Raw genomic sequence first — 23924 nt, 5'->3', positions numbered from 1 at the left:
CCGGGGCTGTAGCGCCGGCTCCCTCGGGCTGGAGCGCACGTTGCGGGTTGGCTAGCCTAAGCTTGTGAGAACTCCGGCACACCGCTACACCATAAGAACGACACCTACAACGGAGCGTTGGGTGGCGACACTGAGTAGCTGGCGGCTCCTCCCGGCGCCTTGTATACATATGCGTCATATGAGTAAAACTTAAAAAGCCATTTTTTTTGGCATATGTTGTCAAACAAAATGGGAATAATAACGGCGTTGGCTCTGCTCATAGCCGCCTACTACGGCTATGCAAACGCCGGTGGCGAGACAGCCGATGTGGGGAAATTCGTCTTTCTAAAGGTAGATCTAGATGAAGACGTATTTCCCTACGTAGTGGTGGGTAGAGACATCGCCCCGGCGCCTTTGGTGTGGGTATACATAAACAAGATTGTGTACTCACCCGAGGAGGGCATTAACATAACTGCCCAGGTTCCGGTAGGTAGATTCTTGGCTGTCCCAAGATACGCCTTTAACAACTTTACGCGAAGCCACCCCCGGGCTGTCGACATAGAGGTAGAGGGCTTGGGGAAGGTGAGGCTAGTTCTCCCTAGAAACACCACAGAGCTAGGGCCGCCCAGAGAGGTAGACACCCCCAGGGGAAAAGCGCTGGAAGTCGCCAGCAGAGTAGAGCTGTGGGTAGTGGCAGAGGAGAGAGACGGAAAACTCTACCTAGGCGGGAAGCCCCTAGATATAAGGACGCCGAAAAACCAGCCGCCTAAGAAACAGCCACCTAAAAACCCCAAATCGCTAGGACAAAGTGACGCAGGTACCCTCGACCTATCCTCGGGCTCAACTACGGTAACAAGATATGCCAACTATCTATTCGCCCCGGTGGTACATGCAAATGTGGTTGATTCCATCTACACAGCTGCACGTTTCTGGATAGCCTACGGCTTCGATATTGAAAACAGACGGTATAAGTTCTACGGTAAGGATGATCCCAAGAGTAAATACGCCTATCTGGGCTACGGCGTCTTGAGGGTATATGTTCACGTGTCGTGGCGCCCCGGCGATCCAGAGCCTGGACCAGGAGCCTGGCTACATATACGCTACGGCACCGATCCAAGCCAGTTGACTCGTTCCACTTGGTTCTACGTGTCACCGCAAGGGTATAAATTTGATAATGTAAAGAGAAAGCTATATGTATTCGATGTAACGAGTTACAGTAGCTATTATATCCAAGTCCACACTTACATATACTCTTACTCTAGGCCACTTAATATTTCAATAATGGCTGTTTACAAAAGGCCGGCGGATTACAGCGCCTACGGTTTGTTAAAAGCCAACTGGCAGTGGGATTTAGTGCAACCAGGGTCTCGCCTATACGTACAACTTCCCTCAATCTATCCCACCACCAGTCTCCTATTTATAGCGCGTATCGCGCCGGGTGCCCAAGGAGATGCGTGGCTGGGTATAAGTAGCTTTATAGTCAAGACGTGTAGCAACACCGATGTTCAAAGAGTCACTATCTATCTAGGCGGAGAGCCCGTGGTTACACTTACATCTAGCACATACAGCGTCACATGGGATGGCTGTAGAGAGTTTAGTTTTACAGGTGCCACAGCTTGGGTAAATCTAGAAAAAGCCGCTATGTGGTGGTATTCAGTAAACGCCTCCACCTATCTGCCCCTTTACCTAGTGTTTGACCCGCCAATACAAAGAGGGCGGCCGCCCGCGGAGATAAGAGATCTACGGATATCTCTATGGGGCTGGCGCTGGCCAGAAATCTGGCGTGAAAACTCAGCGACATGGGTGAGTAACAAACTTTTATTCTCCGACTTCTATAACCAATACAACTACTTTAAGGAAGAACCTAAATACCGTAGCGAACATGTGAGGGATATTTTTATGCACACAGTGTGGGACTATTTATTAGTGAATAACGAGACTCTTGATACAGTTGGCAGATATAGGCTGGCGTATGCTGATATAGGGATGTCGTCATACATCATACCTGGAGATCTACAAGCCAGGGCGAGGGGCCGTGTGACCTACAGCTATCTAAAGTGGCACCGTAACTTAGAACTTTATAGAGTATGTATGGGTATTCCAAGGATTGGTGACGATGCCACTCTGGGAATGCGTATCCAAGGTGCGGTTAATTATCCTGAGCAGTTGATTGCCGCAACTAGTGCGGCTACATATGTAGCTGGCACTATAATTACATTTCTCTCTGTATTCTCTACGAACCCGTGGCTTATAGCGGGTTCCATAGTTGTGTGGGGGATAGATTCATTGTTAAGAGTAGCAGAGCCGCCGTCCAAGGTGTCTTGTTCACCTAGCTCAGGTTACGCCTCCATTGGCTACGACACGCGAGGATATGGAAATATAGAGTTTGCCCACATACGTTTCACAGATCTATTAACACCGCAGACGGGCGGTGTCGCGATGACGGAGAGGCTATTGTACTACGAGGCGAGGTACAGCTCCGGCGCTCCCCCAAAGGGGTACTATAACGCCTTAACCTTCTTAAGGGTAGATTATAGGGACGTCGGGAGAATCTTTAATGGACCTGAGGAGCCTTACGCCTTTGCATGGAGCGGCTTTCTAGTGGAGTTCAACTAGTGCTGGTTTTTTTCCTCGGCCTCTTCCTCCTTTTCTTAGTTAGAGTTCTGCCTCCCTCCATTGGCTTCCAGTTTGTGTTGCGGGTGTGGGGTGTGTATATAATTACGCTTATATGGGCCATGCACATTGCTCTCTCCCGGCCGGCTCCCCGCTACGCGTTGATGGCCGGTGGATTTCTGTACGTGTCTGGTATTATCCACCCGTGGCTTGCGCTGGCGGCGGTGATTCCGGCGCTGGTTGTTATATTTTGGTACTTCTTGATTAGGCCTTACTGGTGGGCTTATACAGAGGCCGGGTGGAGGGGCGTGTTGAAGGCCCTCGGCGGGCTTGTGGGGGCTAACCTCACGGCATTTGCCGTGGCGTGGCCTGGGAATATCCTCCCCCGGTTTTACCTAGAGGCGTATGGCGACACGCCTGAAAGAACAGCCGCCAACTACGTGAGGTATGTAATACTATTCGCGGGGTACTACGTGACCTACCGCTATCTAGTGAGAGGCAGAGAGAGGCGGCAATTACAAGGTGTTGTCGAGGAAAGACGCCATGAGGATCAAGACAATGCTAAGGGATGGCGCCCCCCTCCGTCAGCTATACGCCACCGGGCTCTGCGAAAGGGAGTGTAGAGAGGGGTGTGCAGTCATGACTAGGGACTACGACGCCGTTGCGGTAGTCAAGAAGTGCGCCTTTCTTTTGTTTAGAGGCGGGAGGTTTTGGCGTGTTCATAGCAGTAAAACTTAAAAAAAATGGGTTCTTGCTGATATGCGGTGGTTCGGGTTGGTAATGGTGTTGGCTGCTGTAATGTTAGTGGTAGTCGCTGGGGCTAGGCCTGATCCTCCAGGTGGCGTGGATGTGCCGAGGGAGGCTGTTAACTATGCTGGTTATCACACGACGCTTTGGGGCAAAATCGCGGCTCTTTCTCACTACGACGTGTTGAAGACTACTGAGCCGCTGACGTGTTCAGACGGCGCCGCCAACTTCACATGTCTACTCTCCAAGACAGATATAAAGCCTATTATAAACGCTTTGAGGAGAATAGGCGCCGAGCCGGAGGTCGAGACGCTAAACGCCACCTGGGTGCTAGTCCTCTACTACGACTACACAGCCGGGAGCTGGCAGTGGCGTAACTACACCGCGACGGGGGCCTGGGAGCTGAAGTGGAACAACCAGACAGCACGTATATACCAGACGAAGATAAAGAAGTCACTGGGGGAGATGTTAAGGTTGGTTAATAAGAGTGCTAGACGACTTATGCTGGGCAATATTTCAGGGGTTACTATGGTGAGCCTATACAGGGATATCATTATTGTAGGCACAAAAAACGTCACTGATGGAAAACCGAACACAGAGGCGATAAAGCGCATTAAGGAGGAAGTTAAAAAAATAGATCCGGAGATAAACGTAGAGGTAGTTTATGCGGAACCCCGACCTCTGTTAGTCTCAGATAGAAATAAGCTATTTAATCCGCTTGTAGGTGGCATAGCGATAACTTTTAGACCAGGTGAAACTGTATACTACTGTACCATGGGATATACAGGGCTACTTAATGGCAGTATTCCAGTCATTACTACTGCGTGGCATTGTATTGGATGGGTATGGGCAAGGTGGGTAGAGGTGTATCAACCTGTCGGCAGTTACGAACGCGTAGCATACCAATATCAACCGCCTGGGTGCCCATATCGGTTTGAAAACGGTAAGTTAGTAACGACCTGCGACATAGTGACGATACGAGTAGATACCTCAGAAAGAGGTATAGCACCACAAGTCTATAGACCAGGCGGGCTGACTTGGTCGTTCACCGAAGCAATTTGGGGGACAGTAGTGAGAGTATTAGGGAGATATGACGTGGCTGTTCATGAGTGGGTGGCTAAGGCTGGCGCCAGAACGGATATAACAGAGGGGCGATTAGAGAGCCATTACGTAGTTGTTGACTACGGCGCTGTAAAAGTCTTGGGCTTATTACAAGCTGGTATGACATGCCAAGGTGGTGACAGCGGCTCTCCTGTGTACAGTAGAGGGTGGCCTATCGGATTCTATAGCATTGAGATTTATGCTTACGGCATTGTGTCAGGTTCTAATGGTGATTCGTGCTTCTTTAGCCCACTTGATGCGTACCCCTTATATGTTAAGTATACGTAAAAAGTATTTTTTTGTTACACTCATTTTGATTTATCTATTAATAAGTTATGTTTATGGTTATGACCCGTTTTGGTTTTTCCATAGTTCTATTCAAAATATGAAGAGTCTTATACGGGTTTTATATATTAATTTATTTGTTAATGAAAAAGATGTGTGTTTTGTGAATTTTGATGTGTCCTGTACATCTGTGGGCAATGTATCTGGTGTCGTGTATGGCCCTTGTGAGTACGGCGATGTGGTTGAGGCCCCGCGCCCCGTGGAGGCGCGGAATTTCAGGTGCGTAGCCGCTGGGCGTGTTGGCAATAAGACGGCGGTGGTGTTTATAGGTAAAGTATCCACCGGCTATCCAGATCCCGAGGCGCCGTTTGACCTACACCTAAAACAGCTTTGCGCCAACAAGAGGGGGCTCTACGCCTTCCCGCTTGCGCTTGTTGGCTACGACGCTGTGTATGTGATATACCCCGAGGACGGCGTGGGCTACCTCACCTTTGCCTACAACTATATGTGGTTTAACTATACCCACTTCCTCTTCACCAGCGACGGTGTCTACGTGAAGGCCTTGCTTACACTCCCCGTGTCTAACAGATCCGTGGCTCTCGAAACGGGGGTCAAGACTGAGGTTATGGGCCCGGTGTTGAGAAACTGCGCTTATAGGTTGCGGGTGCCGAATTTCGACATGGCTAAGCTAAAAGTAGGCGCGCCGCTTTACAACACTTCTGGGCTCTACATAAAGGTGGGGTGAGGCGCCGCCGAGGCTCTGCGGAGAGGTCCGGAGGGCGGGCTAGAGGTACGCCAGTATTCTGTGGAAGGTGTCTCTCAGCGCCGGCCTCTTCCCGGCCTCCCTGGCGATGGCGGCCAGCTCCTCCACCGAGGCGCTGTGTCTGGCCCCGGCCGAGGTGAGGACGGCTTCGTTGTACATGGTCCCTACGAGGTCGTTCGCCCCGGCGAGGAGTAGCGTCGAGGCTAGCTTCTTACCGACGGAGAGCCAGTAGGCCCCCACCTTGAGGGCGCCCCCCAGTATCAGCCTCGCCACTGCCACCACCTTCACGTCGTATGTAGAGGGGGCTGGCCGGGTCACCACGCCTCTGGCGTGTAGCTCCGTGTTGAGGGGGTTGAACTTGACGGGTATAAACAGCATCAAGCCGCCTGTCTTCTCCTGGAGCTCTTTTACGCGGAAGATGTGGTCCACCACGTGCTCCTCCCTCTCGACGTGGCCGTAGAGCATGGTGGCGTTGCTGGGGATGCCCAGCTTGTGGGCGGCCTCAGCTATCTGTATCCACTCCTCGCCGGAGATTTTGTGGGGGGACACCACCCTCCTCACCTCGTCGGCGAAGATCTCCGCGCCGCCTCCCGATATGGCGTCTAGACCCGCGTCTCTCCACCGGGCCAGCACCTCCCCCCAGCTCATCCTCCAGAGCTTTGCGTAGTACGCCACCTCCGCCATTGTGGGGCCTTTGATGACGACGCGCGGCGCCCTCTTCTTCACTGCCTTGAAAAGCTCGTCGAAGTACTCGGGCTTTAGGAACGGGTTGAAGCCGCCGTTGACGTGTAGCTCCGTCACCCCCAGCTCCTTGGCGAAGCGCTCCACAAGGGCCCCCACCTCCTCGGGGCTCCTCAGATAGCCCTCTCTGTGGCCGGGGAGTCTGTAGAAGGCGCATATGGGGCACTTGGCCACGCATATGTTTGTGTAGTTTATCACTACGTTGTTGACGAAGGTCACCACGTCGCCGAAGAGCTTCTGCGTATAGAGGTGGGCCGCCTCTGCGAGGGTGAAGAAGTCCACCTCGCGCATTAGGTATACGGCGTCGCCCCTGTCCAAGCCCCTCGCGGCCATCTCCAGAACCTCCGCCACAGTTGTCACATACCTCCCGCGTTTCGCCCTTTTTAAACTTCTGTCAACGCATGACCAGCTACAAAACTTATAAGGCGCACGCGACGCCGATGTGTGGAGTACAGAAAGGAGGATATTGAGATGCTTTTGAAGGAGGATCTCTGGGCCCTAGGGAGGAGGGCGTACGAAATTCGGAAGAGGCTTTATGGAAACGTCGCCACTTACATCAGCAACATGGTGCTGAACTACACCAACGTCTGCGTGGTGGGTTGTAGCTTCTGCGCCTTCTACCGCCCGCCGGGGCACAGGGAGGCCTACAGCTACACTGTGGATGAGGCGGTTAAGCGCGTGCTGGCGGTGGACGCGGCCCACGGCCTTAGGCAGGTTCTCATCCAGGGCGGGGTGAACCCCGACATCGGGATTGAGTATTTCGAAGAGCTTTTCCGCACCCTCAAGGCGAAGGCGCCTCACATAGCTATCCACGCCCTGTCGCCGCTTGAGGTGGAGTACCTCTCCCGGAGGGAGAGGGCCACGTACCGCGAGGTGCTTGAGAGGCTCAAGGCGGCGGGTATGGACACCATGCCGGGGGGCGGCGGGGAGATCCTCGTGGATAGTGTGAGGAGGGCGATCGCCCCTAGGAAGATAGACAGCGCCACGTGGCTGAGGATTATGGAGGAGGCGCACAAACTCGGCATCTACACCTCCGCCACCATGATGTACGGCCACGTAGAGACGCCAAGCGACATAGCCGAGCACATGTACAAAATTGCAGAGCTACAGAAAAAGACAGGTGGCTTCATGGCGTTCATCGCCTGGAACTTCGAGCCTGGGACGAGCGAGCTGGGTCGGAAGATCCCCTACCCCAAGACCTCCGCGACGCTTCTCAAAATGGTGGCCGTGGCCCGGATAGTTTTCGAGGGGCTGATTCCCCACATACAGGCGGGGTGGCTCACCACGGGGCCCGAGACGGCGCAGCTGGCGCTGTACTTCGGGGCAGACGACTTCGGCGGCACTCTGTACGAGGAGAAGGTGCTGGAGTGGAAAAGGGCCGAGGCGCCCATAGACAGGCGGGCCGACGTCGTCAATATAATCAAGTCGGCTGGGTTCACCCCGGTGGAGAGGGACAACTGGTACAGACCGGTGTCGTGACGCCCCTCGACCTGATAATAGCGCTCGTACTGTTGATGGGTGGGTGGTACTCCGCCTCTCATCTAGCGGCCCGCTGGTTCAACGCGAGGGCGGCGCGTCGTTGCCAGTGCGAGGTGGTGAGGAGCATTGGAAACCCGGCCTCGCTCTTCCTCGACTTAAACTGCGGCGGGGTCAAGCTGGAGCTCCTAATAAACAGATTGCCGTGGGACAACCCCATAAACCTCGCCGCCTCTGTGGTGGCGGGTAGGAGGCCCTACGCCCTAGTTAGGTTTAAGACGAGCCGCGACTTGGGCGTCTTCGATGCGTCGAGGTCGGGGGGAGGTCGGAGGGTTGGCAACTACTATCTGGTCAATACTTCAGGCCCCCGCGAGGTGGTGGACAAGGTGCTGGAGCTCGCCGACAGCCTGGGTGTGTGGCGCGTGACTGCGTCTAACCACCTCGTCCAGTTGCTGTTTCCCTACGTGGACTGCCGCCGCGTGGTGGAAGCCTCGCTGAAATTTTACAATAGTCTATCATTATAAATTCTGAATTTTGGCTATAGTTAAAGTTTGTAAAACCGCAGAGTAACAAGCTTAGGCTAAATGAATTTTTATTAATGGCAAATAGACGTACCACATGCTCGACACTCCAGCACCCTACGTCCTGTTAGGTTTAATACTGTATTTTTTGACCTACCGCTTCTACGCAAGGTGGATTGATAAAAAGATCTGGGAGACCGACCCCAACAGGCCGACGCCAGCGAGGATGTACTTTGACGGCGTGGAGTACTTCCCCGTTTCTAAATACGTCCTCTTTGGCTACCAGTTTAAGTCCGTGGCGGCGCTCGGCCCCATCGTGGGGCCTCTAACCGGCGTGTTGTTCTTCGGCTGGGTGCCCGCCCTGCTCTGGGTGATCTTCGGCAACATGTTCATAGGCTGGGCTCAGGACTACTCAGCTATGATGATGTCGGTGAGAAGCGAGGGCCGCTCCATGGGTCCCATTACCTACAGACTGCTGGGAGACAAGGCGAGAAAAATCCTCCTCGTCTATCTCATCTTCTACCTAATAATCATCACCGCCGTGTTTGAGTGGGTTATCATAGACGTGTTAAACAGAGTGCCCGGCACCTTCACGGCGGTCCTCTTCGTCCTCTTCGGCGGCGTCGTCTTCGGCTATCTAATATTCCAGAGGCGCATGGACGTGTTGGTGGCCACCGCGATAGCCCTCCTCATTGTGCTAGTCGGCTACTTCACAGTGGCGCTGGTCCCCGCGGTGAGGCAACCGGGCACCAACTTCTTGGACAGTCCGGACTTCTTCAAGACCTATAACTTTGATCCCAAGCTCACGTGGCCTGGCACCGCCACCGTCCTCTTCTGGCTTGTGGTACTTTCCATACTGTACTACATCTCGGCAACCACGCCGATGCCTAGGTTCCTCCTCCCAACGGTTTACGTGGGGTACCTCCCGTCTATAATTGCATTGGTGCTGGTGTTGCTGGCGGCGATATTCAGCCCCTTGACTGGCCTCACCATAAAGCAACCGTCCTTTACATCTCTCTACGTAGATCCGCTGAAGAACCCACAGGGCGGCCCCCTGTGGCCCATCTTATTTGTCACTATTGCGTGCGGCGCGATCTCCGGCTGGCACAGCCTCATATCCTCCGGACTAACTTCTAAACAATTGGAGTACGAGACGGATGCCCTGCCGGTCGGAGGCGGCGCCATGATAACAGAGGGCGGGGTGGCGCTCTCCTCAATCGCCGCGATTATGGTCTTGTCGCAACCTCCCGCTGGGGCCGCCGCCTATGTGCAGGGGGCCACGTTATTGACTAGCAACCTCCTGAAGGTGCCCGACGTCTATATGAATATCCTGTACGGTATATTTGTCACTGTGATGGGTCTAATAACTTCAATGCTCTTCGTGAGAGTTTTCCGGCTAATCATGGCTGAGTTATTTGAAGAAAGCCCGCTGGGCAATAGATACATATCGCCCATTGTTATATTGATACTTGCAGGATTCCTTGCGTTCGTCGGGAGCTGGACAAATCTATGGATCTTCTTCGGAGGTACAAACCAGCTACTCGCCGGACTAGCCCTGTTGCTAATAGCCATATTTCTTGGCAGTATAAAGAAGCCCAGCGCATATGTATTCATCCCGGGCATATTCATGGCGATTACGACGCTGGCCGCCCTCGCTTGGGAGACCTACGTCTACGCGCTCTACGCCATTAACAACAAGCCCATCGGCGTACAAGCCGCGGCAGCGAAGCTCTACGGCCAGAGCTTGATACAGGTGTCTAACCTCCTCTCGGCGGCGTTCGGCGCGCTCCTTCTGGTGCTGGGCGTGGTGATGACCTACTACCTAATAACGGGCTGGGTTAAATATAGAGCAAATAAATAAATACAGATGTGGGGTAGATATCATGGGTCTCTTAGATAGGTTGAGGGAGGTGGTCGAGGGCCTCACGGTGCACGGCCAGTCGACGGCGATTTTGAAGGTGAAGGCGCAGATAGACAACCTATTCATGATCATCACCCTGGGCGACATGTTGGGGATTCCCATCCTGCCGCCTTACTACTCCATGAGGCTTCTGCCCTACGTCTTTCCAAATATCCAGAACTGGAAGAGGTACATGCTGAGGGAGAGGGACTTCACCGACTTGGTCACATGAAGGGGCTTTCTGGCCTACTGCAGGAGAACCCCAGCCTGAGGGTGTTTATCTACGCGGGTAAGGGGGGTCTTGGGAAGACCACGCTGAGCGCCGCCACGTCTCTAAAACTCTCGTCTATGGGCAAAAAGACGCTGGTCTTCAGCACCGACCCCCAGGCGTCGCTTAGCGACGTGTTTGAGCAGAACGTCTTTGGGAAGGGGGAGGTGAAGCTGGCGGATAACCTCTGGGTGATGGAGATAGACGCTGATAAGAAGATCAACGAGTACGTCTCCTCAATTAAGAAGAAGATTATCGACATGTACCGCCTCGACGCTCTGCCTAAGGATATAGAGGAGTACATCGACAGCGCGGCGGCTGAGCCTGCGATGTACGAAAGCGCGGTGTACGACGCCATGGTGGACGTGGTGTCGGAGGGGAAGTACGACTACTACGTCTTCGACATGCCCCCCTTCGGGCACGGCATTAGGATGATCGCAATTGCAGACGTGTTGAGCCAGTGGGTTGAGAAGATTACCGAGTTGAGGAGGCAGGCGTACGAGTACGGGAGGGTGGCGGCGTCTCTAAAAAGGCAGAAGCTGACCTACGAAGACGAGATATTGAACGAGCTGGAGTACATCAGGGGGCGCATTGTCAAGTTCCGAGACATCATCATGAACACGAAAACCACGGCGTTTATGATGGTCATGACCCCTGAGCGGATGACTATTGTCGATACGGAGAAGGCGCTGGATATGTTCGACTCCCTGGGGCTTAAGCTCACCGGGATTGTCCTCAACCAGGTGTACCCTCCCGACCTCGCCAAGCGGCCGGACGCGCCTGCCTACATCAAGAGGAGGGTAGAGGAGCAGAGGAAGTACGTGGCGGAGATTGTGGATAAGTTTGGCAAATACCTCGTAGCTGTGATACCCATGTTGAACAGGGAGCCCAAGGGGCTGGAGGTGCTTAGGGGCGTTGCTGAGGAGCTCTGGAGGCCTTCGAGAAGGGTGGAGGAGTATCTATGAAGCAGTTGCTGGGGCAGAGGGTTAAGTTCCTCTTCTTCGGCGGGAAGGGCGGCGTGGGGAAGACCGTCGTCGCGGCCGCCACGGCGCTGTACCTAGCCGAGGTGGCTGGGGAAAAGACGCTACTCGCCAGCTTCAACCCTGTGCACTCCCTCTCTTCTGTGTTTGGACAGGACTTGTCTGGGGGCGTGGTTAAGGAGGTGGCGGGGACGCGCAACCTCTGGGCCGTGGAGGTGCAGTACGACGACATTGTGGAGAGGTACAAGACGAGGATCACGACGTTGCTGAGGGAGATGCTTAAGATGGCCGAGCTCTCTGTGGACATCAAGCCTCTGGTGGACATAGCCACTACTAACCCGGCGTTTCACGAGGCCGCCGCCTTCGACAAGATGATGGACGTTGTCCTGAAGGAGGGCGCCAACTTTGACAGAGTTGTTTTCGACATGGCGGCGGTGGCCAACGCGGTGAGGCTCATCGGCTTGTCTAAGCTCTACGGCGCGTGGCTTCAGAGGACTATTAAGATGAGGATGGAGACCCTGTCCCTAAAGGAGCAGCTGTCATTCCGTAAGGAGAAGGTGAAGGAGGAGATTGAGAAGGACCCCGTCCTCCACGAGTTGCAGGATCTCTACCAGAGGTATATGAAGGTCCGCGCCGTGTTGACAGACCCGGCCGCCACGCGTTTTGTCTTCGTGACGATACCCACCGTGCTGTCGATCTCCGTGGTGCAGAGGTTTATTGAGATGGTGAAGGCCTACGAAATACCGTTCGGCGGCGTGGTGGTGAATATGGTAATCCCACGGGAGGAGGCTGAGAGAGACGCCACCGGCTTCTTAAAGAGTAAATACGACGAGCAGCAGAGAAATCTCGAGCTGGTTAGGCGCTCCTTCGCGCCCCACATACTGGCCTCCGTGAGGCTCTTCCCCGAGGACATAGTGGGGCTGGAGAGGCTGAGGCAGTTTATGAAGGAGCTTGTTTCATGAGGGCTGTCCGGGACTTCCTCTTCGGCCTCCTCTTCCTCGACCTCTACAGAGAGACGGCGAAGCTCCACCGGGAGGTTAGGCTTCTGCTGGAGATCCTCGTCTTCGGCGACTTTGTGGGTATACCCTTCTTGACGACTTACTACTCCCTGCGCCTCCTGCCCTACGTCTACCCAACCTTCTCCGAGCTTAGGAAGGAGGCTGTGAAGGAGCACGACATTTTTGACCTGCTGGGGGAGTACCATGCACACTGACTACAGCTGGCACGCAATCGCGGTGGGGAACCGGATTCTCGGGCTTTACAACTTCATCGTTCTGACGGCCCCGCCCAACTGGCGGCTTGTCATAATGCCGATGGCCTCCGACGTCTTCCGCCACAGGGAGGTAGACGGAGTAAAGTGGGTGAGGGACGGGGAGGTTATGCACTTCATAAAAGACGGCGCAGAGGCGTACACCCTAAAGATCAAGGCGAGGCCGGGCAGGAAGGAGGGGCGGGGCGTCCCCATAACCGTAAACGGCCACCCCGGCCACTACGCGGTGGAGGAGCGCGGGGGGAGGCTGAGGCTCACCCTGCAGTTCTACTGCGACCACACGGATAGGACTCTGAAAATCACTATAGAGGGGTTGAGAGACCTGTCGGCGCTTCAGTACATCACACACAGCCGTTGCCACTAGTTTAACAAAGCTTTTTAACCACAGAGGGCTTAGAGGCGATGGAAATGGAGACCTTCGGCGGCGGCACCGCCGCGTTTTACAACGTCTTGGTGGCTATGCGGCTTTTCCACTGGGCCTACGGCCTCGCGGCGAGGAGAGTCGCGGAGCTAGCCAGCCCCGGGGCGTATGTGCTGGAGATAGGCCCGGGGGTAGGCGAACTGCTCAAGGCGCTGGAGCGCAGGGGGTACCGGGTGGTGGGGGTAGACGCCTCCCCACCCATGTTGAAATACGCACAGAGGAGGGCGCCTGGCGCGTCGGTGGCCGGGGTCAGCTTCAAGATGCCGGCGAGAGAGGCCGCCTTCGACGTCGCGGTCGCCCTCTTTACGGTGCACCACTGGGGTGACCACGGCCGATCTGTTGCGGAGGTGTGGAGAGTGCTCAAGCCGGGGGGCTACTTCCTCGTGGTGGAGGTAGACCTCGGGAGGATGCCCCTAGCCGGGTCCCACGGTTGCACCGAGAGGTGTCTAAGAGATGTGCTGGCCACCCACTTCGCAGTGGCTGTGGAGAGGAGATTCCCTCTACTCATAGGCGTTGGGAGAAAGGCGGGTTAGCCCCCTTATCTGGTTCCCTAAAACACACCAGAGTTTATAAACACCTGGTTCTCTACTGGATGTGGATATTGTGGACGTCCTCCGCTACTTCGCAGACTTTAACATACCCACGTCTCTGAAGCCGCGGGAGTTGAAGGTGGAGGAGATGCCGGGGAAGGCAGTAGTCATCACGGGGCCTAGGAGGGCTGGCAAGACCTACTACCTCTACTGGCTAATGTCGCAACGCGGAGGCATCTACGTAGATTTCGAGCACCCCCTCTTCGAAGGGTTTAAGCCAAGAGACGTGGAGGTGCTCGTCGAGGCGCACGCGAGACTCGGCGGGCCGAAGGCGGCTTACCTCGACGAGGTGCAGGCGGTGGAGGGGTGGGAGAAGGCTGTGCGGTACCTGCTGGACAGGGGCTACTCGGTGTACGCAACTGGCTCCACCTCGGCGCTCCTGGCGGGCGACGTGGCTAGGGAGATGAGGGGCAGGGGGTTGACGTATCTACTCCTCCCCCTCAGCTTCAGGGAGTACCTCCACTTCAAGGGCATCGACCCGAGGCCCGACCTCGTGTGGAGGTCTGAGAGACACGCCGTCGCCAAGTTGCAGGAGGAGTACCTCAAGTTCGGGGGCTTCCCAGAGGTGGCCCTTGGCGGTGATCCCTACAGGCTGTTGAAGGAATACCTCCTCACAGTCGTCGTGAGAGACGTGGCCGATCGCCACGGCGTGAGGAACAGAGCCGCCCTCGACGCGGTGGTTGCCTACGTCTTGAATAACTACGGGAGGTACCTGACCTACAGTTCGCTACACCGCCTGCTCAAGCAGAGGGGGGTCACCAAGAGGACTGTGATTAACTACGTCAAGTATCTGGAGGAAGCTTTCTTCCTATTCCAAGTCAAGAGATTTGCAAAGTCAACTAGAGAGGCGGAGGCCGCGCCGCGCAAGATCTACCTAGTAGACACAGGGTACGGACTGCTGGGCCGTAAAGACCCGAGCCGCGACTTGGAAAACGCTGTGTTTCTCGAACTACTCCGCAGAGCCCTAAGCTCCTCGCCCCCCGCCGAGATATACTACGCCGCCGGAGAGAAGTGGGAGGTCGACTTCCTCGTGACAGTGGGGGGACAGCCCGCAGAGGCCGTGCAGGTGGCCGCGGAGCTACACGAGGAGAACATGGAAAGGGAGGTGGAGGCGCTGGCCCGCGCCGCGAGGCGCCTAGGCGCGAGAAAGGCCACCGTAGTGACACTCCACCAAGAGGCCAAGCTGGGCAAGGTGGAGGTGAAGCCCTTCTGGCGCTGGGCGCTGGAGGGCTGGAACCCCTACTCGTAGCGGAGAGCCGCCGCTGGCGACAAGGCGTAGAGGCGCCTCAGCGCGGGCAGAGACGCCAGGGTAGAAGAGGCCAGGAGCACCGCCGCCGGGAGGCCGACGCTCAGAGCGGGGTCCAAGCCGGAGCTAGCCGCGGCGGCCAGGGCAATGGGGACACCCGTCAAGACGCCGGCGGCGACGGGGGTGAAGAAGAGAAGCGAGACAAGCCCCAGAAGGCCCCGCTTCTTCAAACCCAGCACTCTCAACACGGCGAACTCCTTGAAGTGGAGGAAGTAGAGGGTGGTGGATAAGGTGTATATCAACGCCGCGACGGCGGTCACCACACTCACCGCCACGAGGCCTGCGGCCGCCAGATACACCAGCAACTGCCCCCACAGCGCAGAGATAAAAGAGTCCGAGTCCATCACAGCGGCCTTGGGAAACAGCGCCCTAAGCCCCTCTAGACAGCCACCTCCCCCAGCTTTACGGAGGACCAAGGCGCTGTACCTCCCCACGCCTAGCACAGACCTATCCACATAGACGTCGGCAGAGAGACCCTCGATAGAGGCCATACGCGTAAATGTCGAGTTTACAAAAAGCCTAACGAGGCGCCCCTCTACCTCCAGCATAACGACGTCCCCCCTTTCCGCCACTAGGCTAGAGGCGGTAGCCGCCGCGCCCGAGGCGCCCATCACGCCGCTGGGCACGGCCCCCACCACGACGCCGCGCCTAGTGCCGTTGGGGAGTACCAAAACCCCCTGGAGGAAAGAGACGCCATACCCCTCTGAAAAACAGCCGAGAGACAAGGCCTTGGCCAAGTCGCCATCTGTAAAGTCGCCGCCCGCCACCACCACAGTACCGGCGCCCAGCTGGGCTCTCAACTCCTCCCCCAGCCTCCCCCCAATGGACCAAAACGCCACCACAGCCACAGACGCCAGAAACCCAAGCAGAGACAAAACATACAATGCCGCAACTGACCCCCTTCTCTCCCTCAAATATATTTGATAGAGCGACAACACAAAGAAATGAAAACCAAATCTTTTAAAGAAAACTAATGCATAGCCAGGTTTTCAAAAAGAAAAAATTCACTTAGTCTTTGAAACAGAGTCTTAGAGGCAGAAAATAATAGGACCTATTTTGATGCAATGCCATGCACAGCCAAGTCCCTCGATGCATATGACATTTGGCTGTACGTTTCCAGCCAGCGCTTGGCCGGTCAGTAGCGTCGCTCCTAGCATTAGTGCGGGTGCAAGCTTTGCGGCAGTTTCTAGTCTTCTTATCTTTTTTAACGCGTTCATGAAATCATGACCATCTGTTTTTTAAAGATTCATCATTTTTTTTGTAATACTTTTCCGCTAAGTTTATAAAGCCGCATTTTTCCGCTTCATATGTTAAAAGGCTTAATTGCGGGGCTTGCGGTATTTGTAGTAAACATTGTAATGAGTGGATTTAAACTAGAGTCGGTAGGCGGAGGGTTCCTCTATATACTGCTGGGGGTTATACTAGACCTAGCGCTGGGGAGGAAGGGAGGCTTGTACGTTGCTGCGGTGGGATTCGCCATAACCACATCACTGTTTATACTGCCGCTCCTCTTAGGCATTGGAAAAGTCGTCGTGGTTGGGATGGATCTAACCACTGGCCTAATTCTATTTACGGTTGCAAACGCTCTTTACTGGGCGGTGTTCTACGGCGTGTATGAACTCGCGGGTAGGTATCTACACTAGCCTACTACTACTGCTCGTGCACCTCGCCGCGGGCCAGGCGGTAGCAGGCGCCTCGGATACCGCAGTCGTCTATTTCTACTACAAATGGGCCGATCCCCCGCGGCAACCCGGAGCCCCCGGGGTCGTTGAGGTGGGGTTCTACACAAAGACAAAGCTTGTAGATCTCTCCGTTGTGCTGATCCCCAGGTGTGGCTGGGTGAAGCCTCTGGAGGCGCACCGGGCGCTGGAGGCGGGGCCCGGCGCCGCCACGGCGCGTCTCGTAGTGGCCGTAGAGCGGCTAAACGCCACATGCCCCGCCGCTCTTGTCTGGCGGTGGAGGTTTACAGAGCCCGGGCTGGGCCAGGGCGGGGAGCATATAGAGCACGTCGACATCTACGTGCCCGCTGTTCCCGAGGCAGAGGCGTGGGTCAGCGGCGCCGCCGTCTACGGACTGCCCGCCGCCGTGAACCTCACCGTTGTCCTGAGGGGCGCTCTCGGAGGAGAGGCCAGGTTAGAGGCCTCCGGGGCGAGGGTTCTGTGGCCTGGATCGGCCGTGGCGCTGAGGCCGGGAGTCAACATAATTCCTCTGAGACTCGTCGCCGAGAGCTACACGCCCACGGTGAAGGTGGCGGTCAACGCCGCCGACGCCGCGGGGAGGTTCTACACAAGAGAAATCCACCTCCAAATACCTGCGGCTCCCCCGCCCGCCGTCCAGCTCCAAGCCGATCGGCCGGCCCTCGCGCCGGGGACGCTTAACTACGTAAACGTCACTGTGGCGGTGCCCAGCGGCGCGGACGGCGTGGCCTATCTAACCGTCGCGGGGGGTTCCGCCAGCAGGAGCGTGTATGTTATAGAGGTGAGGGGCGGGGTCGGGCGGGGGGTGGTAGATGTGGTGCCCACCTCCCAGACGGTGCAACTGAGGGCTGAGGTGTACTACACAATTGGCGGGGTGCTGAGGCGTGAGGAGGCGGTGCTGACCCTCGCCACGACCCCGGCGGCGGCGATGGCGAGAGTCTCCGCGACGCCCGGCGTCTTGGTGAGGGGCGTGGTTAACAACGTGACGCTGTCCATCACCGCCCCCGGCGCCTTCAACGCCTCGATATACCCCGAGGGGGCCGCCTCCGCGGGCCCCAGCCCCCTCACCGTCAGCGGGGTAAACGAGGCCAGGGCGGTGGCTAGGCTCATCCCACAGGGGCAGTCGGTGAGGCTGAGGGTAGTCGTGTCGTCGCAGAGGTGGAGCGAGGAGCACGTGGTGGAGCTCCCGGTGGTGGGCGGCGAGGCTTTCCTCATACTACCCTCCAAATCTGCGGTGGCCGCGGGGAGGGGCGACGTGGTGCCTATACGCATCTACTACATAGGCAGAGCCAGCAGGTTAGATGCCTACGTGGTGGTTACCTCTAGATACTCCCCACCGCTGCTCCAGAAGGTGGAGCTCACCCCGGGCGGCTACGCCGTGGTGAACTACACCGTAGACGTCCCCCTAACTGCGGCGGGCCCCGTGGAGATCACCTGCGACGTCTACTACACCACGCCGGAGGGCTTCGGCGGACAGGAGAGGAAGATCGTAGAGCTCGCCGTAGTAAGAGAACCTCGCGTGAGGATCGCCTCCATCGACGTGGCCCCGAGAAACCCAGAGGCGGGCCGCCCAGTCTCCCTTGCAGTCACGCTCCACAACTCCGGATTCGCCACGGCCTACAACGTCGAGGTTAGACTGTCCGCGCCCGGCGCCGCGGCGATAATTGGAGAGGCATACCTCGGCCAGATACAGCCACAGCAGTCCACAGCCACCTCGCTCCTCCTCAACGCCACAGCCCCGGGCAACTACACGGCGGTGATACAGCTCAGATACATGGACGAGGCGGGGCAGATCTACACAGAAAACGCAACCGTCACCCTATCCGTGAAGAGCCGCGCCCAGCCCCTAGGCGAGGCGGCGAACCCCGGCCCAGGCCTGGCGGCACTGGCGGCGGTGGCGGCGGCGCTGGTGGCGGCAGCCGCAATAGCCAAGAGACGCGGCCGCCAGAAGACCGGGCCTGTAAAGAAGAGTAGCGACTAGAAAAATGAGTCGGAGGCCATACGAGATGTCTCTAGAGGCTTTGAAACACCTCCATGGGGGCGCTATACTAGATATGCCTCTCTCCGGCTCAGCCGCGTCAAGCGCAGAAACCGGCAATACCTGCTTTGCTGAATAGCTTCTATAGGAAACCTAACAGCATGTGTTGCCGGGGATGCGCCGGGTTACTCCCCTCTATGCGCCTATTCCTTGCTCTGCGGCGTGTGCTGGATTTATCCACAGCATGAATATGTTTACTATGAGTGGGGACAGCACCGCACTGCTGTGTCTTATAAGGACCGGGTACATGTGTCTATCAGTGCGGCAACACATAGTTATCTAACACGAAAACTATATAAGAAAGCGACTTGATGCTAAGACGTGAGGTGTCATAATGTTCTGGCCCTGGGTATCCTTTTTTTTAGCTATGTTTTTACTTGGACTTCTCTCTGGTAATATATATCGCTCAAATATGTCGTTTTACTCTGCATTGGGCCTATTATTGGTAGGAGTGACAGCGGTAGTTTTCTATTTCACATTTGATTTCAGAAGAGGAGGATTTTTTAGATGTAAGGGATCTATTGAATCCGACTTTGCCATTGGTGCCCTGTGGATTACTGGTGTGGTATTATCATCGGTGGCGCTATTTAATGATCTAATTCTACTTCGCTTTGTATCAGTTACATTGCTCATATTCTTCCTCGCGTTTGTGATCCTAACTGTGTCGTTGATAATTTATATCAAAATAAAGACAAGATATCTAAAAGAAAGGTAGAATCCATTTATGCGGCGCGGTTTTTACGCTGAATCGCTTTTTAAGGTGTTTTAACTCAATGTAATATAGGGGTGTTTTTGTGGAGGTGTGCGCGTCGTAAGGATTCGCTATGCTCACAGCGAGCCGCTGTTTTGGAGGGCTAGGGTGGAGGTGGTCGAGGCGGGGAACATCGAGGCCGCTAGGTACTTGGCTGACGGCGTCGCCGAGATGGGCTTCGTGCCGATTACCCTGGCGGCTGAGCTCGGGCTCCCGGTCGTGCCGCGGCTGGCGATATACAGCGTGGGGCCTATAATATCGGCTAGGCTCTTCCGGGGCAGGGGCCCGGGCGGCTACTGCGCCGTGTCGGACACCACGGTCAGCGCACTGGTGTTGCGGAGGTTGCTTGGCTACAGCTTCACGAGGGTGGAGGATCCGTGGAGGGCGCTGGAGGAATGCGGCGGCGTGTTGGCTGTGGGGGACGAGGCTCTGAAGATGGCCGACAGAGGCGTGCCCCACATCGTCGACGTGGGGGAGCTCTGGTGGAGCCGGGTGGGATCGCCCCTGTTCTTCGCCGTGTTGGTGGCGAGGAGGTGGGGCCCCGAGGCCGAGGCGGCGGTGGCAGAGATGGAGAACTCCGTCGCGGCGTTTTACGAAAACCCGGCCCCCCTCGTGGAGGCCGTGGCGGGGAGGCTGGGGGTTAGGAGGGGGCTTGTGGAGGAGTACTTCATGAGGTCGCGGTACCTGGTGGGGCCTGGGGGCAGGGAGGCCATGGCTAGGGAGGCGGAGCTCCTCGGCCTCCCGCCGCTGAGGTTTGTCGAAGCGCCTTGACGAAGGCCTCTTCTAAATTCGCCGCGCCGTACCTCGCCGCCAGGTCGCCGGGCCTCCCGCTGTCTATAACCACGCCGTTGTTGACGAAGTACACGACGTCGCACAGCGTCTCCACCTCCAGCATGTTGTGGCTTGAGTAAAGCACGGCGGCGCCCCTGGCCCTCTCCCTCACAAGCTTTCGAATCTCCACCGCGTGCACCACGTCCACCCCGGCGGTTGGCTCGTCCAGCAGAAGGACTCTGGCCCCCACGGTGAGGAGAGCCGCCAGGACAAGCCTCCGCTTCATCCCCCTGGAGTAGGTCTTCACCTTGTCCTCCACGCGGGGGCCGAGGCCGGAGATCTCCACAGCCTCCCCTACGTTGTCCACGCCGTACAGGCCGTGGATAAATTCGATAAAGGCCCTCCCGGTGAGGTTGTCGTAGGGCAGAACCTCCTCCGGCAGATACGCCAGCCACCTCTTCACCTTTCTAAACTCGGGCGAGTCCGTCCGGACGCCGAGGACCTCGGCGAAGCCCCCGTCTGGCTTGATGAGACCCGCCAGTATCCTCAGCGTCGTGGTCTTGCCGGCGCCGTTAGGCCCCACGAGGCCCGCCACGGCGCCCTCCCCCACCTCCAGCGACAGCCCCCTCAGCGCCTCGACGCGGCCAAACCTCTTCACTAAGCCGGCCGCCCGTATCATCGCCTCACCCTCCCCAGGACGAGGTACTCCGCCGTGACGAGCCTGGCAACCACCAGCTCCACCGCGGCCGCCAGTGCCCAGTCCAGCGCGAGGTACGTATACGCCTTCCCCCACTCTCCCTGCATCACGGCGTAGGCCACCACAAGCGGGTGGACAAAGGGGTAGGCCTCCCAGCCCTCCACAGATCCGAACAGCGCCGTAAACGAGGGGATCAACAGCGGGAAGACCACCAGGGGCACGACGCTCTGGGCTGTCTTCACGTCGTCGGCCTTGGTAGCGGCGAAGAAGGCGAGGCCCAGGAGGGCTAGGGCGAGGGCCAGGGAGGACAGAGCCACGGCGGCTACCAGCTGGGGACTCGGCGCGAAGCCAAGTTCAAAAGCCTCCCCAGACGGAGGCGGCGAGGCCGCCGCAGCGGCGGCGATGTTGGCCATGTAGATAAAGAGCCCCGCCGTCATGACCCCGAATTGTATAAGGGCCAGTAGCAAGGTGCTGAGAAACTTCGCAGTGATGAGCGCCGTGGGGGTGACGGGCGTCGACAGTATGAGCTCGAAGGTTCGCTTCTCCTTCTCCATGCCGATGGACACCGCCGCCGTGGAGGCTATGATCAGTGGCACAATAAACATAAACATCCATGACACGAGAAACAAGCCGAAGACTGCCCCGACGTCGCGGTCTGTCAGCACGTGGCGCCCCATGTAGATGTAGAGCCTGGGCTCCACGAGGCGCGGCGGGACGCCCAGCTCCTCGGCCAGCTTAGCCGCGGCGTTTTGGAGCACGTTAGGAGGGGCCAACGCCATGAGCCCCCGGTAGCGGGTGTAGACGGGTAGCCGGGCCGGCAGTGAGAAGTTGCCGGGGATCACCACGACGTAGCCGTACCTATCTAGGAGAGCGGGGGAGAAGTTGCGGTAGATATCGCCGCCCATGGCGCGTAGTATCTCCGCATACCTCTCGCCGAGGGGGGTCGTCCCGTTGACCACAACGGCGAATTTCTGCGTAGAGGCCTGCGCCGTCTTAACCACAGCCCCCATCGCATACCCCATGGCGATAAGCACGGCGAAGCCGCCGACAAGAGAGGCGAGGAAGTACCGCGACGACAGCACCTCCCCCAAGTCTTTCAAGACAAGCGCCGCAAACGCGCCCACAAACCCCACACCCCCTAGGCATATATACATTCAAGCCTTACACAACTGTCGCGGCGGTACGTAGAAAATTCACCCTACTCCACGAGGCACCTAATGGCCACCTGGCTAATCGGCCCCCCAGCCCCGCCGATGCCAACTGGTGGCTAAGTCTGCTATGAGATACAGAACACGTCTACCTTAGCCTTACACCAATGTACTTCACGGCTTCTCTACTCCATTACAACACCAACCCGTTACGGAATAACCGCAAGAACCTATACATATCGCCTTAACAGCATGCTTATACCCCGAAAAATTGCAGTACCAATTTGTTCTACACGTCATTTTCGACACTAGCTAGATTATATATAAATTGTCTAAAGCAAACTAAATAAAAGGTTATGTGTTATTCACTATGCTACACCCCAAAATCCTCAAAACCGAAATCGTGATAAGCGTAGCACTTCTTGCAGTAGTGATGTCGCTCACATTTAGTGTTAAGATGTTGTGCGCGGCTGGCGCATGCGATCCTGAGGATTTCTATCCGTCTTCCTACATCCTGTACAAGAGCAGTTATACAGACTCGACCGGGAAAAAAGACGTTATATATTCACACTATCAATGGAGTAGTAAGTCAAAATATTTCCAAAGCGGGTACTGGTTTTCATTTGATTACTATAGAACTGTGAGTTGTAGTGACGGGACAGACAAAGACGTCTACGATTACTCACATAAGTTGACTAACCTACCGGAGCCGGTAAAAGAGGATATAGAGGAGTGGAATCCTTGGAATCCCATATGCTACATAATTCCGCGGCTTTGTAACGAGGAAGCTGAAATCAGGACTGAAAGCCCGCAGAATATCCAGTTAAATACATGGTATTATCTACATGTGTATTTCAATGTCAAGAGAGAGGAAAGCTACGGCATGCGTATCGAGCCAGAAGTGGAAACCGCAGGTGGAACGACTACCACTACTTCTTTCTGGGAAGATTGGTGTCTGCTAGCGTGTTACAATACAAGGGCTGGCTCAAGTGGGTGGTAATATGAAGGCGAAGATATTACTAGCCGTTGCCCTGGCCCTCGCCATTGCTGTGGTCGCCATCTACGCCGGCAGGCCTAGTGTGAAGGAGGGTAAGGTAACTGACGAGTTGGGAGAGAAACACGAAATTGTTATTGCCAATTCGTACGTCCTCATAAAACACGGCCCCACTGCTCATCAGAGAGATAGAGATTTTGACAAAATGATGGCTTATGTAGAAGCTAGACAGAAGTCGTGGGAGCGGTGGAGGAAGCTGGTGGAAAAGTACGGGAACGAGACGTACAAGGCGTATGTAGTGCCGTGCAGGCTATATACCGTGGAGGAGTTTGCCTCGTTTGCCAAAGAGCTAGGCATAGTCAACAACATAACAGACATCGCGATGTATGTGTATTACAAAAACGGCACTTACCACGCGTTGGGACACAGCGTTAGGCATGGGGAGGATTTTAACACTTGGCTTAAGTCGGCTGAGGAGGCGGCCTTAATCTCCGCAGGACACTACATTCTATTTCTGCGTTGGGTTGCAGAGAACAACGGTACGTTGCCTCCCAACGCCACGCCGCCGTTTGGCGTAGCTGAGGCTTTGGAGGTGGGGAAGTCAGAGGCTGTGGTGTATATCGGCGCCTTTGTGGTTGAGGCGCCGCTTAGGGAGCTTTACCAACTTTCTAAAAAACCGCAGATTTTAATGGTCGACTTGCCGCTTGACCTTATTTGGAAATATAGAGAGGAGGGCTACCAGGTAATTGTAAAGCGGGTCACATTTGGCGCTGTGTATCTCAGAGAGAAGAAAAATCTCTGTCCTAAGGGGGCCGGGAGAGGGGAATAGAAAACATTTTTTATACAAAAATACTCTCAGTTTTAAAC

24 protein-coding genes are annotated in these 23924 nt (G+C 56.1%); 19 read left to right on the top strand and 5 right to left on the bottom strand.

All coding sequences use genetic code 11. From position 1 onward, the window contains the following. The first annotated feature begins 213 nt into the window (after positions 1 to 213). The 4 genes from ACP5J3_RS01475 (at position 214) to ACP5J3_RS01460 (ending at position 5470) form a co-directional block, all read left to right on the top strand. Positions 214 to 2595 (top strand): hypothetical protein, encoded by a 2382-nt coding sequence (locus tag ACP5J3_RS01475; protein ID WP_428494029.1) that lies wholly within the window; start codon positions 214 to 216, stop codon positions 2593 to 2595. Then, positions 2595 to 3215 (top strand): hypothetical protein, encoded by a 621-nt coding sequence (locus ACP5J3_RS01470; RefSeq protein WP_428494028.1) that lies wholly within the window; start codon positions 2595 to 2597, stop codon positions 3213 to 3215. Before ACP5J3_RS01475 ends, ACP5J3_RS01470 begins: the two co-directional genes overlap by 1 nt. Positions 3216 to 3351: 136 nt before the next feature. Further along, positions 3352 to 4728 carry a S1 family peptidase gene (locus ACP5J3_RS01465; protein ID WP_428494027.1) on the top strand — a complete coding sequence of 459 codons (1377 nt, stop codon included), beginning with the start codon at positions 3352 to 3354 and terminating at the stop codon, positions 4726 to 4728. A 208-nt stretch (positions 4729 to 4936) separates the two neighbouring features. Then, positions 4937 to 5470, top strand: a complete 534-nt coding sequence (locus tag ACP5J3_RS01460) for a hypothetical protein (RefSeq protein ID WP_428494026.1) — start codon at positions 4937 to 4939, stop codon at positions 5468 to 5470. 39 nt (positions 5471 to 5509) lie between these two features. On the opposite strand, the gene ACP5J3_RS01455 is transcribed toward ACP5J3_RS01460, so the two are convergent. Further along, positions 5510 to 6562 (bottom strand): CofH family radical SAM protein, encoded by a 1053-nt coding sequence (locus tag ACP5J3_RS01455; RefSeq protein ID WP_428494030.1) that lies wholly within the window; start codon positions 6560 to 6562, stop codon positions 5510 to 5512. 111 nt (positions 6563 to 6673) lie between these two features. Here ACP5J3_RS01455 and mqnC point away from each other — a divergent pair, with 111 nt between their 5' ends. The 10 genes from mqnC (at position 6674) to ACP5J3_RS01405 (ending at position 14904) form a co-directional block, all read left to right on the top strand. Further along, complete coding sequence (gene mqnC / locus ACP5J3_RS01450) at positions 6674 to 7708, top strand: cyclic dehypoxanthinyl futalosine synthase (protein ID WP_428494025.1); 1035 nt, start codon at positions 6674 to 6676, stop codon at positions 7706 to 7708. Then, positions 7705 to 8229 (top strand): hypothetical protein, encoded by a 525-nt coding sequence (locus ACP5J3_RS01445; protein WP_428494024.1) that lies wholly within the window; start codon positions 7705 to 7707, stop codon positions 8227 to 8229. The genes mqnC and ACP5J3_RS01445 overlap by 4 nt, the downstream gene beginning before the upstream one ends. A 94-nt stretch (positions 8230 to 8323) precedes the next feature. Further along, positions 8324 to 10087, top strand: coding sequence for a carbon starvation CstA family protein (locus tag ACP5J3_RS01440; protein WP_428494023.1), 1764 nt, complete (start codon positions 8324 to 8326; stop codon positions 10085 to 10087). A 22-nt stretch (positions 10088 to 10109) separates the two neighbouring features. Next, entirely contained in the window at positions 10110 to 10358 is a 249-nt protein-coding gene (locus tag ACP5J3_RS01435; protein ID WP_014289761.1) for a hypothetical protein, read from the top strand. Beyond that, a complete protein-coding gene (locus tag ACP5J3_RS01430; RefSeq protein ID WP_428494022.1) occupies positions 10355 to 11359 on the top strand; it encodes an ArsA family ATPase in 1005 nt (334 codons plus the stop codon). Before ACP5J3_RS01435 ends, ACP5J3_RS01430 begins: the two co-directional genes overlap by 4 nt. Continuing rightward, positions 11356 to 12336 carry an ArsA family ATPase gene (locus tag ACP5J3_RS01425; protein ID WP_428494021.1) on the top strand — a complete coding sequence of 327 codons (981 nt, stop codon included), beginning with the start codon at positions 11356 to 11358 and terminating at the stop codon, positions 12334 to 12336. Before ACP5J3_RS01430 ends, ACP5J3_RS01425 begins: the two co-directional genes overlap by 4 nt. After that, entirely contained in the window at positions 12333 to 12587 is a 255-nt protein-coding gene (locus tag ACP5J3_RS01420) for a hypothetical protein (protein ID WP_428494020.1), read from the top strand. Before ACP5J3_RS01425 ends, ACP5J3_RS01420 begins: the two co-directional genes overlap by 4 nt. After that, entirely contained in the window at positions 12577 to 13008 is a 432-nt protein-coding gene (locus ACP5J3_RS01415; protein WP_428494019.1) for a hypothetical protein, read from the top strand. Before ACP5J3_RS01420 ends, ACP5J3_RS01415 begins: the two co-directional genes overlap by 11 nt. Before the next feature lie 38 nt (positions 13009 to 13046). Continuing rightward, complete coding sequence (locus ACP5J3_RS01410) at positions 13047 to 13598, top strand: class I SAM-dependent methyltransferase (protein WP_428494018.1); 552 nt, start codon at positions 13047 to 13049, stop codon at positions 13596 to 13598. A 61-nt stretch (positions 13599 to 13659) separates the two neighbouring features. Continuing rightward, on the top strand, positions 13660 to 14904 hold the full coding sequence (locus ACP5J3_RS01405; RefSeq protein ID WP_428494017.1) for an ATP-binding protein: 1245 nt from the start codon (positions 13660 to 13662) through the stop codon (positions 14902 to 14904). Here ACP5J3_RS01405 and ACP5J3_RS01400 read toward each other — a convergent pair. Further along, positions 14895 to 15899, bottom strand: a complete 1005-nt coding sequence (locus ACP5J3_RS01400; RefSeq protein WP_428494016.1) for a hypothetical protein — start codon at positions 15897 to 15899, stop codon at positions 14895 to 14897. The two genes, ACP5J3_RS01405 and ACP5J3_RS01400, sit on opposite strands and share 10 nt — an antisense overlap. A 369-nt stretch (positions 15900 to 16268) precedes the next feature. Here ACP5J3_RS01400 and ACP5J3_RS01395 point away from each other — a divergent pair, with 369 nt between their 5' ends. Both ACP5J3_RS01395 and ACP5J3_RS01390 read left to right on the top strand, forming a co-directional pair. Next, the gene (locus tag ACP5J3_RS01395; protein WP_428494015.1) at positions 16269 to 16604 is read left to right on the top strand and encodes a hypothetical protein; all 336 of its coding nucleotides are present in this window, start codon (positions 16269 to 16271) and stop codon (positions 16602 to 16604) included. After that, on the top strand, positions 16576 to 18639 hold the full coding sequence (locus tag ACP5J3_RS01390) for a CARDB domain-containing protein (RefSeq protein WP_428494014.1): 2064 nt from the start codon (positions 16576 to 16578) through the stop codon (positions 18637 to 18639). The genes ACP5J3_RS01395 and ACP5J3_RS01390 overlap by 29 nt, the downstream gene beginning before the upstream one ends. A 192-nt stretch (positions 18640 to 18831) precedes the next feature. Here ACP5J3_RS01390 and ACP5J3_RS01385 read toward each other — a convergent pair whose 3' ends face one another. After that, a complete protein-coding gene (locus ACP5J3_RS01385) occupies positions 18832 to 18969 on the bottom strand; it encodes a hypothetical protein (RefSeq protein WP_428494013.1) in 138 nt (45 codons plus the stop codon). Positions 18970 to 19498: 529 nt separating this feature from the next. On the opposite strand from ACP5J3_RS01385, the gene ACP5J3_RS01380 reads away from it, so the two are divergent. Continuing rightward, on the top strand, positions 19499 to 20218 hold the full coding sequence (locus tag ACP5J3_RS01380; protein WP_428494012.1) for an MqnA/MqnD/SBP family protein: 720 nt from the start codon (positions 19499 to 19501) through the stop codon (positions 20216 to 20218). Here ACP5J3_RS01380 and ACP5J3_RS01375 read toward each other — a convergent pair. Together ACP5J3_RS01375 and ACP5J3_RS01370 are read right to left on the bottom strand one after the other, a co-directional pair. Continuing rightward, positions 20163 to 20897 carry an ABC transporter ATP-binding protein gene (locus ACP5J3_RS01375; protein WP_428494011.1) on the bottom strand — a complete coding sequence of 245 codons (735 nt, stop codon included), beginning with the start codon at positions 20895 to 20897 and terminating at the stop codon, positions 20163 to 20165. The genes ACP5J3_RS01380 and ACP5J3_RS01375 overlap by 56 nt on opposite strands. Further along, on the bottom strand, positions 20894 to 22039 hold the full coding sequence (locus ACP5J3_RS01370; protein WP_428494010.1) for an ABC transporter permease: 1146 nt from the start codon (positions 22037 to 22039) through the stop codon (positions 20894 to 20896). The genes ACP5J3_RS01375 and ACP5J3_RS01370 overlap by 4 nt, the downstream gene beginning before the upstream one ends. Before the next feature lie 394 nt (positions 22040 to 22433). Here ACP5J3_RS01370 and ACP5J3_RS01365 point away from each other — a divergent pair, with 394 nt between their 5' ends. Both ACP5J3_RS01365 and ACP5J3_RS01360 read left to right on the top strand, forming a co-directional pair. Then, complete coding sequence (locus ACP5J3_RS01365; RefSeq protein ID WP_428494009.1) at positions 22434 to 23063, top strand: hypothetical protein; 630 nt, start codon at positions 22434 to 22436, stop codon at positions 23061 to 23063. A gap of 1 nt (position 23064) precedes the next feature. Continuing rightward, positions 23065 to 23886, top strand: coding sequence for a hypothetical protein (locus ACP5J3_RS01360; RefSeq protein WP_428494008.1), 822 nt, complete (start codon positions 23065 to 23067; stop codon positions 23884 to 23886). The last annotated feature ends 38 nt before the right edge of the window (positions 23887 to 23924 follow it).

The sequence above is a fragment of the Pyrobaculum sp. genome (assembly GCF_049971835.1).
Lineage (GTDB): Archaea > Thermoproteota > Thermoprotei > Thermoproteales > Thermoproteaceae > Pyrobaculum.
The sequence above is the reverse complement of the archived record's forward strand: the minus strand, read 5'-3'. Positions and strand labels throughout refer to the sequence as shown.

Excerpts from the sequence above, each read along its gene's own strand:
- ACP5J3_RS01415 (WP_428494019.1), top strand. The coding sequence starts at position 12,577 with ATGCACACTGACTACAGCTGGCACGCAATCGCGGTGGGGAACCGGATT.
- ACP5J3_RS01410 (WP_428494018.1), top strand. The coding sequence starts at position 13,047 with ATGGAAATGGAGACCTTCGGCGGCGGCACCGCCGCGTTTTACAACGTC.
- ACP5J3_RS01455 (WP_428494030.1), bottom strand. The coding sequence starts at position 6,562 with ATGGCCGCGAGGGGCTTGGACAGGGGCGACGCCGTATACCTAATGCGC.
- ACP5J3_RS01475 (WP_428494029.1), top strand. The coding sequence starts at position 214 with ATGTTGTCAAACAAAATGGGAATAATAACGGCGTTGGCTCTGCTCATA.
- ACP5J3_RS01420 (WP_428494020.1), top strand. The coding sequence starts at position 12,333 with ATGAGGGCTGTCCGGGACTTCCTCTTCGGCCTCCTCTTCCTCGACCTC.
- ACP5J3_RS01375 (WP_428494011.1), bottom strand. The coding sequence starts at position 20,897 with ATGATACGGGCGGCCGGCTTAGTGAAGAGGTTTGGCCGCGTCGAGGCG.
- ACP5J3_RS01365 (WP_428494009.1), top strand. The coding sequence starts at position 22,434 with ATGCTACACCCCAAAATCCTCAAAACCGAAATCGTGATAAGCGTAGCA.
- ACP5J3_RS01395 (WP_428494015.1), top strand. The coding sequence starts at position 16,269 with ATGTTAAAAGGCTTAATTGCGGGGCTTGCGGTATTTGTAGTAAACATT.
- ACP5J3_RS01390 (WP_428494014.1), top strand. The coding sequence starts at position 16,576 with ATGAACTCGCGGGTAGGTATCTACACTAGCCTACTACTACTGCTCGTG.
- ACP5J3_RS01440 (WP_428494023.1), top strand. The coding sequence starts at position 8,324 with ATGCTCGACACTCCAGCACCCTACGTCCTGTTAGGTTTAATACTGTAT.
- ACP5J3_RS01425 (WP_428494021.1), top strand. The coding sequence starts at position 11,356 with ATGAAGCAGTTGCTGGGGCAGAGGGTTAAGTTCCTCTTCTTCGGCGGG.
- ACP5J3_RS01435 (WP_014289761.1), top strand. The coding sequence starts at position 10,110 with ATGGGTCTCTTAGATAGGTTGAGGGAGGTGGTCGAGGGCCTCACGGTG.
- ACP5J3_RS01360 (WP_428494008.1), top strand. The coding sequence starts at position 23,065 with ATGAAGGCGAAGATATTACTAGCCGTTGCCCTGGCCCTCGCCATTGCT.
- ACP5J3_RS01385 (WP_428494013.1), bottom strand. The coding sequence starts at position 18,969 with ATGTGTTGCCGCACTGATAGACACATGTACCCGGTCCTTATAAGACAC.
- ACP5J3_RS01430 (WP_428494022.1), top strand. The coding sequence starts at position 10,355 with ATGAAGGGGCTTTCTGGCCTACTGCAGGAGAACCCCAGCCTGAGGGTG.
- ACP5J3_RS01465 (WP_428494027.1), top strand. The coding sequence starts at position 3,352 with ATGCGGTGGTTCGGGTTGGTAATGGTGTTGGCTGCTGTAATGTTAGTG.